Raw genomic sequence first — 9,614 nt, 5'->3', positions numbered from 1 at the left:
TCCCTATTCCCTATTCCCTATTCCCTATTCCCTATTCCCTATTCCCTATTCCCTATTCCCTATTCCCTATTCCCTATTCCCTATTCCCTATTCCCTATTCCCTATTCCCTATTCCCTATTCCCTATTTCTTCAAGAGCCAGCAAACACCTTATCTAAGCGTTTTTCCCATTTCTTCTGATTAGCCATAGCATCTTGAACGTAGGGTGACCAAGCAATTAGTTTAATAAATAATAGATTAATCCATGAAGCAGGAAAACGGAGGGGTCTAACAATATCTAGAAATAAAACCACCCGGATTCCATCGGTTTCATTCCATACCTCATGGGGGAAGGTATCATCAAATATCATCGCTTTTCCTTCTTCCCAATAGCGAATGTCGTTACCAACACGAATCCGACAATTTTCCTTTGGTTCAGGAACACGTAATCCTAGAAGACATCTGATTACCCCTTTATAAGGTCCCCTGTGTTCAGGGATATGCTTACCAGGTAATAGGATTGAAAAAAAGGCCGTTTTCATACCTGGAATTTTTTCGATAATACGAGTGGTTTCCGGACAGTTTTTACAATTTTGTTGAGATTTAATTCCATAGCCATAAAAGCCATAGGTTTTCCAGCGATTATCTGTGCTGAGATAATATCCCTGGTCTGGGGAAATATCTTGGAAGGTGGGTAGACTATCTCTATATTTCAAGACTTGATCGAGCTCTTGGCGAATCCTCATCGATTGAGATTCTAACTCTTCCACCCAATTAAATTGGTCAGGCTCAAAGAAGGTTGAATTACCAATTAATGAATAATTAGTAATTAGCTTTTCCAACTTGTAGATAAGTGTTTTCCCAATACCATAGATCAGGAAATTTCTGGCTTTTTCCCTAAGAGCCTCTAAATAACGTTTCATAGTTAATTAAATTAGCTGCGCTTAGAGGTATATTTTACCATACATAATTATTTTTTTGACTGGTTGCTAAAAAAATTCATAAATTGCTAGTGATGGTCGCAATTAGTAACTGGTAATTAGTAATCTTTAACACATTTAATAGCAAAGGGAATAGGGAACAGCGGATCTGGGAATAGGGAGCAGCGGATCTGGGAGTAGGTAATATGGCATCAAAAATTATGACAATTCCTAGACGGATCCCTAAATCATCCCAATAATAACGTTAGGATTCTGAGCCACCAACATTCAACTGACTCAACAGATCGGTAATACTACGCGGCTGTTGTTGACTCTGTCGCCATTCACCTACTGCTTCTAAAGTTCCATCAAGAAATCGCAGCCGACATTCCCGACGTTTAATCTTCCCACTAGAGGTCTTGGGAATACTTCCGGTTTTGAGCAGCACAATCCCATAAACATCAGCAATATGCTCTTGGGCTACTGCTTGACGAATGGCTGCCACTACTTCATCAACCACTAAGTGTCTAAGGTAATTCCGCTTTATCTCTTGAGCAATCACTAATCGTTCTTCCCCTTCTAAATCTACGGAAAACGCTGCACTAGCGTTGGGTCGCAGGGCTGGATGACTCTTCTCAACAGTGGCTTCAATATGCTGGGGATAGCGGTTGTTTCCCCAGAGGATCATCAATTCTTTGAGGCGACCGGTGATAAAAAGTTCCCCATCTTGTAGGAATCCTAAGTCTCCGGTGCGCAGAAATGGTCCAGTGCCGGTGTCTTTTATATAGGCACCAAATGTCCGTTCTGTTTCCTCTGGTTGATTCCAATAGCCCTTGCCCACACCTAAACCAGATACCCAAATTTCGCCGACTTTATTCTCTGGACACTCTATTAGGGTTTCCGGGTCAACAATTACCACGTGATCATCTAACCAGGGCTGACCACAGCCGACAATCCTTTGTGTTCCCTGTTGGTCTTTCGTAGCAGCTACCACCTGATTTTGTCCTAGGGCACCTTGCTCAACATACTTAATCACCGGAGGGTTAGCTTTCAATCCCCCGGAAATAAATAATGTGGTTTCAGCCATACCGTAGCAGGGGTAAAATGCTTCTGGTCTAAACCCACAAGGTGCAAAGGTCTCGGCAAACCGTTCTAGGGTTTCGGCTCGAATCGGTTCAGCACCGGAAAACGCTACTTCCCAACTGCTGAGGTCTAGAGTTTCCATCTGTTCCGGAGTGACCTGGCGACACAATAGGTCATAGGCAAAATTGGGACCACCACTGGTGGTGGCTTGATAGCGGGAAATCCCTTGCAGCCAGCAAACTGGTTTCTGTATCAAGGCTACTGGTGACATGAGTGTAACGGGAAATCTCCCATAGATGGGCTGGATCACACCACCGATCAAGCCCATATCATGAAACAAGGGTAACCAGATCACTCCTTGACTGTTAAGGGTATGCTCGAAGCACTGATAGATCAAGGCTGAGTTGTACAGGATATTGCCATGGGTCACCATTACCCCTTTTGGCGTACCGGTGGAACCGGAGGTGTACTGTAGAAAGGCTAAGCTATCCTGATCTGGGCGCTCGGTTTCAATCCAGTCTGATGCTAGAGACGGGGAAATTTCGTTGGTTTCTATCCAGGACAGTTCAGTTAAGGTTGGGGCTAATTCTGGATTCGAGGCACACTGCTGCTGGATTCTTTTCCATAAGTCTGTGGTAGTAAGGGCTACTGTGGCTTGGGAAGAAATGACCCGCTGCTGTAATTGGGCAATAGCCTGTTTCGACCGGGGGGGATTAGCGGTCACTGCTACAACTGAGGCATACAGACACCCAAAGAAAGCGGCAATGAACTCTAAACCAGCGGTATAGGGGTAGACTAATAAGGCACGGGAGCCCCTGGCAACTAGAGACTGTAGCTGAGCAGCAATGGCTCTGGCTTGTTGATCTAACTGTTGATAGGTCAGATGACCAGATTCTGTTTCCCCGTCTGCTAGGAAAGTGTAAGCAATTTGGTTAGGTTGGTTTATCGCTCTATCGACCACGAGATCGACTAAGTTGGAGTATTTAGCTTTATGGTTTGCCATTATGCGATCGCGCATTATTCTTGCGTAGTTTCCCCTCATACCAAGCCTAGAGGCGAGGTTACCAGACCCAATCAACAAAATCTGCATCTTACGAAACAGATTTTTAGATGAAAAATAGCTTACCTGTCAAACGCTATCGGCGCAAGAGGGTAGACTTGACTTGATTGATAGAATTTTTCACAAGTTTTAGTAGTTCGTGGCAAAATAACCATCAAGTCAACCCCAAAAATAGCAATTCATTGGCTTCAAGAGTGACAACTAGACCGAAATAGAGGCATAATCTCTGTTTAGAACATTGTTAGCTGTTGAAGGTTCACAACTAGACTCAATGATCGAAAAGTCATGGAGGGGTAAGGGCAGACGATCACCCAGTGCCAGTAACTGGAGTTGGGTGATCTAATCTTTTAGTGTGGTGAAGGAGTGCAACATGGAATTGTTGAACCAGGTCTGGAACGGGAAAGAAAGCTCACCGACCACTATGGTTACGAGTGATCACAAATCTACCGTCAGTTCCCCAAAATTATCTAAAGCAGCATCAAGCATTGCGACTTGGTTAGTGTCCAAGCTAGCAGAAGTACTTGAGCTGGATGCCCAAGAAATCGATATTCATCGGGATTTTACCGATTATGGTTTGAATTCGATTGAAGCTGTCAACCTATCCGGAGAGCTGGAGAATTTCCTTGGACATCGGCTTTCCCCAACCCTTTTATGGGATCACGACAATATTGAGGCATTGGCTGAGTATTTGGCGGAATACGTTGCTAAACAACCAACAGGAAACTCACAAGCTCACCTAGAAACCTCGTCAAGGAGGTCAATACCCGAAACGAATGGTCATATATTATCGGCCAAAAACGGTCTAATCCCAAATCAAGATGCAGAAAAGCTAGACAACCAAGATATCCCACCGGAATACCATAATTTCCACCTATACCCAGAATACCGCAAACTGCAATTGCAACAGGAGGAAATCAAAGCGCTGGGGGTCAACAATCCTTTCTTTACCCCCCAAGAACGGGTGGTAAACAATACCACACAGATTGGTGGCCGAGAACTGATTAATTATGCCACTTATAATTATCTGGGGATGTGTGGTGACCCAGTTATTTCTCAAGCAGCAAAGGATGCCATTGATCGTTATGGTACCTCCGCCTGTGCTAGCCGTCTGTTGTCAGGGGAAAAACCGTTACATCGAGAGCTCGAAAAAGAAATTGCTGAGTTTATTGGTACTGAGGATAGTATCGTCTATGTGGGCGGTCATGCTACTAACGTAACTACTATTAGTCACTTATTTGGCAAAAACGACCTAATCTTACATGATTCTCTGAGCCACAACAGTATTCTACAGGGATGCATCCTGTCGGGAGCGAGCATTATTGCTTTTCCTCATAATGACTGTCAGGCATTGGAGAAAATACTCCAGGAGCGTCGTCACCACTATCAACGGGTACTGATTGTGATCGAAGGGGTTTACAGTACTGATGGTGACATTCCCGACTTGCCTCAGTTCATTGCAGTCAAGAAACGCCACAAAGCTTTCCTGATGGTAGATGAAGCTCACTCCATCGGGGTACTGGGCAAACACGGTCGAGGGGTTGGTGAGTTCTGTGGGGTTGATCCCGCTGATGTAGATTTGTGGATGGGTACCCTCAGCAAGTCGTTTGCTAGCTGCGGTGGCTATATTGCTGGTTGCGCTGCTGTGGTAGAATACCTCAAGTATACCTCCCCCGGATTTGTCTATAGTGTTGGCATAGCCCCCCCTAATGCAGCCTCGGTCTTGGCTTCCATAAGGCTACTCAAGGCAGAACCAGAGCGAGTTGCACTGTTGCACCAGCGAGCTAAACTTTTCCTGGAATTAGCCCAGAAACAGGGACTCAACACAGGGACGAGTAAAGATTCTCCGGTGATTCCAATTATTGTGGGAGATGCCTTGAAGTCGGTGCAACTCTCTCAGAATCTGTTTAAGCGTGGTATCAATGTCCCGTTTATGTTCTACCCGTCGGTGCCACAAAATGCTGCCCGCCTGCGCTTCTTTATCACCTGTAACCATACGGAGGAGCAAATTCGCTTTACGGTGAACACCCTGGCTCAAGAAGTAGCAAAGCTCCAGCAGGACGATAGTACCCAGATATCACCCTTAGAGTAACTAAGAGTAACTATCTGATAGTAACTATACTGCACACGGTCATAACCTGAGCTTATTGATGATCCCTTAACAAGGGGTAACTCTCAGTTGAGGCCGGTGCTAAGTATAACTACTGACAGGTAAATCTAAGGGAAAACTGGCAACTTACAGATTACAAACCCCGTTGGCGGATTGAGTGGAAATTAACTCGGGGATCAGACTATATATATTAGCAAACCTTAGTAACTAACTGGGGAATAGTCTCCCACCCCGTTACCTACCTAATATTTACCTAACCTAATAGTTAGTGGCTGACAGGTAATCCGCCAACGACATCTTTCCAACTCTGGTTAAGTTAAGCCAGCTTTGATCAATTGATAAATTCGGATAAATCAATTCCGGAAAACCTAACTATCGTTTCAGGTGCTACTTATGCGAGTTTTACTGCTATATCCTCTGTTTCCCAAAAGTTTCTGGTCAATGGAGAGAACCATTGAGTTGGTGAATCACAAGGCACTGATGCCACCCCTAGGTTTGGTGACAGTAGCGGCGATATTACCTCAGACATGGTCCTTTAAACTGCTTGACCGCAATGTATCTGAGGTAACGGAGGCAGAATGGGATTGGGCTGAGATAGTGATTATCTCAGGTATGATCGTCCAGAAAAAAGATTTCCTTGAGCACATTCAGGAAGCTAAGCGCCGTGGGAAAAAGGTAGCCGTGGGTGGTCCTTACCCGACTACCTCACCCCACGAACCGGAAGCGGCTGGGGCAGATTACTTGATTTTGGATGAAGGGGAAATTACCCTACCGATGTTTGTGTCAGCGATTGAACGGGGCGAGACTAAAGGGGTGTTCCGTGCTAATGGTGAGAAGCCGGATGTGACTGAGAGCCCAATCCCCCGCTTTGATCTTCTCGACCTGGAAGCCTATGACACCATGGCAATCCAGTTCTCTCGGGGCTGTCCATTTCAGTGCGAATTCTGCGATATTATTGTCCTCTACGGTCGCAAACCCCGCACCAAAACTCCCGAGCAGTTGTTAGCTGAACTAGAACGCCTCTTAGAACTGAATTTCCAAGGGGGGATTTTTCTAGTAGATGACAACTTTATTGGCAATAAGCGCAATGTCAAGATTCTGCTGAAAGCCATGAAAGTCTGGATGGCTGAACACGAGTATCCTTTTAGCTTCACCACAGAAGCTTCAGTGGATTTGGCTCAAGACCAAGAACTGATGGACCTGATGGTCGATTGTAATTTTAAAGAGGTCTTTTTGGGCATTGAAACTCCTGATGAAGACAGCCTTACCCTGACAAAAAAGTTCCAAAATACTCGAGATTCTCTGAGTGAATCCGTGGATGCAATTACCCAGGCAGGTATCAGGGTGATGGCAGGGTTTATCATGGGCTTTGATGGGGAAAAACCTGGCGCAGGCGATCGCATTGTCCAGTTTATTGAGAAAACCTCGATTCCTATTGCCTTGTTTAGTATGTTGCAGGCATTGCCTAATACTGCTCTGTGGCATCGCCTTGAAAAAGAAGGACGACTTCTCGATGGTGGGGCTAATATTAACCAAACCACTTTGATCAATTTTGTGCCAACTCGGCCAGTGGAAGAAATTGCTCGTGAATATGTGGAGGCGTTTTGGACTCTGTATGACCCAGAGCGATTTTTAAACCGCATCTACAACTACTTTATGAAGCTGGGTCTACCAAGGCATGGTGTATCTCGTCCGATCGATTGGGTGATTATCCGGGCGCTACTGACCATATGCTGGCGACAAGGGGTTCTTCGTAAGACCCGCTGGACTTTCTGGAATAGTCTGTTTAAGCTGATTCAGCAGAAACCGAAAGTTGTGGGCTCTTTCTTTGTGGTTTGTGCCTACGCAGAACACTTCCTGGAATATCGCCAAATTGTTCGTGACCAAATTGAGGCTCAGCTGGCTGAATTTATGACTAATAAACCAGCACCTTTACCAGCTAAGAATGAGGAAGTGGCGGTAAGCGAATCCGCGATCGCATAATTCATTTTTAGTTTAGGGAATAGGGAGTAGGGAGTAGGGAGTAGGGGGCGTTGCTTAATAATGGAATGATTTTAAGAGTCAGGTAGAATGGGCATCTGTGGAATGGGCATCTGTGGAATGGGCATCTTGCCCGTGACCGGAATGGGCATCTGTGGAATGGGCATCTTGCCCGTGACCGGAATGGGCATCTGTGGAATGGGCATCTGTGGAATGGGCATCTTGCCCGTGACCGGAATGGGCATCTGTGGAATGGGCATCTGTGGAATGGGCATCTGTGGAATGGGCATCTTGCCCGTTATCAATATTTTCGCGCGGGCAGGATGCCCACTCTACTCCTATTCATTCCAAGACTGACCCAACGCCCCCGATTCCCGATTCCCGATTCCCGACTCCCGATTCCCGATTCCCGACTCCCGACTCCCTGTTCCCTGTTCCCTGTTCCCTATAGATTCAACCATGACCTTCAATCAACAGCACGCTATTATCACAGGGGGTTCCAGTGGGATTGGCAAAGCTACTGCCAAATTATTAGCCCAGAAGGGAGCTAATCTGACCTTGATTGCTAGGGATACAGCTAAGCTAGAGCAGGCTAAAGTCGAGATTGAAGGGATGCGAAGGCATCCGCAAGCAAAAATTATCACTATTTCTGCTGATGTTTCCCAGCAGATACAGGTAGAAGCAGCTATTGACCAAGCAATTGACCAAATCGGTCCGGCTGACCTATTAATCACTAGCGCTGGTATTGCTCATCCCGGTTACTTCCAAGAGCTGCCCATAGAGGTATTTGAACAAACCATGGCAGTTAACTATTTTGGTTCCCTCTATGCAATTAAAGCAGTACTACCCAGCATGGTAGAGCAACAAAAGGGTCATATTGTACTGCTATCTTCCGGTGCTGGACTGATTGGTATTTATGGCTATACCCCTTACTGTCCCAGTAAATTTGCCCTGCGGGGTTTAGCGGAATCCTTGCGCGGTGAGTTAAAGCCCCAAGGTATTCATGTTTCTATTGTCTATCCTCCCGATACCGATACCCCACAACTGGAAGCAGAAAATAAAACCAAGCCCTTGGAAACTAAGATGATTACTGGCAGTGCCCAGATGTGGAGTGCAACTGCTGTAGCGAATCAGATTGTACGAGGTATTGAGAAAAAGCAGTTTGGGATCATGCCAGGATTCGAGATGAGATTACTAGGCCGGTTCCATAGCTTGCTCGCTCCGGTATTGAATTGGTATTTTGATCGGATTGTTGCAGGGAATAGGGAATAGGGAATAGGGAATAGGGAATAGGGAATAGGGGGAAGACTAGTTTGAAGGATTAGACAGTCGGGAGTCGGGAGTCGGGAGTCGGGAGTCGGATAATTACCCTTAATAAAAATCTCCCCATCTCCCCATCTCCCCATCTCCCCATCTCCCCATCTCCCCATCTCCCCATCTCCCCATCTCCCCAGCCTCTCTATCAACTACAAGGCATCAGCTGAGTTAAGCGCAGAACGATCTGATCAATTCCCTTTTCTAAGACTTTGCCTGACTGGGATGGTTGATTAACCATGATGCTAAACACAATAGTTCCGTAATCGGGATGTTCTAGATATCCAGACAGAGCTTTCACTCCTCTGAGGGTGCCGGTTTTGGCTTGAACTTTGGTTTGTGTAGAGGGATGACGCAACCGATTTTTCAGAGTACCGCTCACTCCCGCAACTGGTAAAGAAGCGAAGAAAACTTCATTATTATTAGCATCACTCATCCCTTTGAGAGTGGTTACAAATACCTCCGGAGTCGCTAAATTTTTCCGGGATAAGCCAGACCCATCTACCAATCGATAACTATTAGGGTTAACTCCTAATTCCGCCAAAGCATCCTGCACTACTTCTGACCCGCCAATATAGCGCAATAAGGTATCAGCATAACTATTGTTGCTTTTTAGATTCGTTATCTTCACCCATTCTTCCATTGACTTAGAGCGAATCGGAGTATTGGGATGAAGCTTGTTTAATGCTGCCGCTGTAGTTAATAGTTTGATGTTAGAAGCAGGGATAAAGTATTGATTAGCATTGTGGCTGTAGAAAATCTTTTCTTCTGATAATGATTCAACCAAAATCCCCCATTTCCCTCTCGCCAAGGAAGGATGATCGATAATCGAGTCAATTACTGGTGGCAGAAACTCCGGACAAATGCCATTCTTGTTCGTTTCCGGAGGAGGAACAGGGATTTTAATGGAATCGGTCGGAGCTATTTCTGGAGGAACCACAGAAATTTCCAGAGATTTTTCCTGTTGCCTTAAGTCCGCAACTGTTCTAGCGCTAGCTTTCCTGGAAGTAATAGGAGTTACCGTAGTCAGCACAGCTACAGTTAGCATTCCTAAGGATTTCAACCAATAATTCAATTGGGTCATAGTGAGGTAGTCGTGTTGCTACAGTTCAACAAGCACTAACAGATCAAAAAAAGCCTTGGTAGTTTGGGATAAAACCCTAAACTACCAA

At 45.5% G+C, this 9,614-nt stretch carries 8 protein-coding genes; 4 read left to right on the top strand and 4 right to left on the bottom strand.

The features are described 5' to 3' along the window. Positions 1–130 precede the first annotated feature (130 nt). Together F6J94_RS24185 and F6J94_RS24180 are read right to left on the bottom strand one after the other, a co-directional pair. Positions 131–901 carry an aspartyl/asparaginyl beta-hydroxylase domain-containing protein gene (locus F6J94_RS24185; RefSeq protein WP_293044846.1) on the bottom strand — a complete coding sequence of 257 codons (771 nt, stop codon included), beginning with the start codon at positions 899–901 and terminating at the stop codon, positions 131–133. A 262-nt stretch (positions 902–1,163) separates the two neighbouring features. After that, the gene (locus F6J94_RS24180) at positions 1,164–2,984 is read right to left on the bottom strand and encodes a fatty acyl-AMP ligase (protein WP_293044848.1); all 1,821 of its coding nucleotides are present in this window, start codon (positions 2,982–2,984) and stop codon (positions 1,164–1,166) included. Between the two features lie 427 nt (positions 2,985–3,411). Here F6J94_RS24180 and F6J94_RS24175 point away from each other — a divergent pair, with 427 nt between their 5' ends. Both F6J94_RS24175 and F6J94_RS24170 read left to right on the top strand, forming a co-directional pair. After that, entirely contained in the window at positions 3,412–5,130 is a 1,719-nt protein-coding gene (locus F6J94_RS24175) for an aminotransferase class I/II-fold pyridoxal phosphate-dependent enzyme (RefSeq protein WP_293025712.1), read from the top strand. A 411-nt stretch (positions 5,131–5,541) separates the two neighbouring features. Beyond that, positions 5,542–7,131 (top strand): B12-binding domain-containing radical SAM protein, encoded by a 1,590-nt coding sequence (locus F6J94_RS24170; RefSeq protein WP_293044844.1) that lies wholly within the window; start codon positions 5,542–5,544, stop codon positions 7,129–7,131. 71 nt (positions 7,132–7,202) lie between these two features. On the opposite strand, the gene F6J94_RS24165 is transcribed toward F6J94_RS24170, so the two are convergent. Then, positions 7,203–7,388: a hypothetical protein gene (locus tag F6J94_RS24165; protein WP_293044842.1), complete on the bottom strand. Its 186-nt coding sequence runs from the start codon at positions 7,386–7,388 to the stop codon at positions 7,203–7,205. On the opposite strand from F6J94_RS24165, the gene F6J94_RS24160 reads away from it, so the two are divergent. Both F6J94_RS24160 and F6J94_RS24155 read left to right on the top strand, forming a co-directional pair. Next, on the top strand, positions 7,376–7,579 hold the full coding sequence (locus F6J94_RS24160; protein ID WP_293044840.1) for a hypothetical protein: 204 nt from the start codon (positions 7,376–7,378) through the stop codon (positions 7,577–7,579). The two genes, F6J94_RS24165 and F6J94_RS24160, sit on opposite strands and share 13 nt — an antisense overlap. Positions 7,580–7,587: 8 nt before the next feature. Then, positions 7,588–8,400, top strand: a complete 813-nt coding sequence (locus tag F6J94_RS24155) for an SDR family oxidoreductase (RefSeq protein ID WP_293044838.1) — start codon at positions 7,588–7,590, stop codon at positions 8,398–8,400. Between the two features lie 190 nt (positions 8,401–8,590). Here the strand turns inward: F6J94_RS24155 and dacB are convergent, their stop codons facing one another. After that, the gene (gene dacB, locus F6J94_RS24150; RefSeq protein ID WP_293044836.1) at positions 8,591–9,526 is read right to left on the bottom strand and encodes a D-alanyl-D-alanine carboxypeptidase/D-alanyl-D-alanine-endopeptidase; all 936 of its coding nucleotides are present in this window, start codon (positions 9,524–9,526) and stop codon (positions 8,591–8,593) included. Positions 9,527–9,614: the final 88 nt, after the last annotated feature.

The sequence above is a fragment of the Moorena sp. SIO1F2 genome (assembly GCF_010672755.1).
GTDB lineage: Bacteria > Cyanobacteriota > Cyanobacteriia > Cyanobacteriales > Coleofasciculaceae > Moorena.
Note: the sequence above shows the minus strand (reverse complement) of the source record. Positions and strands in the feature narration are given on the sequence as shown.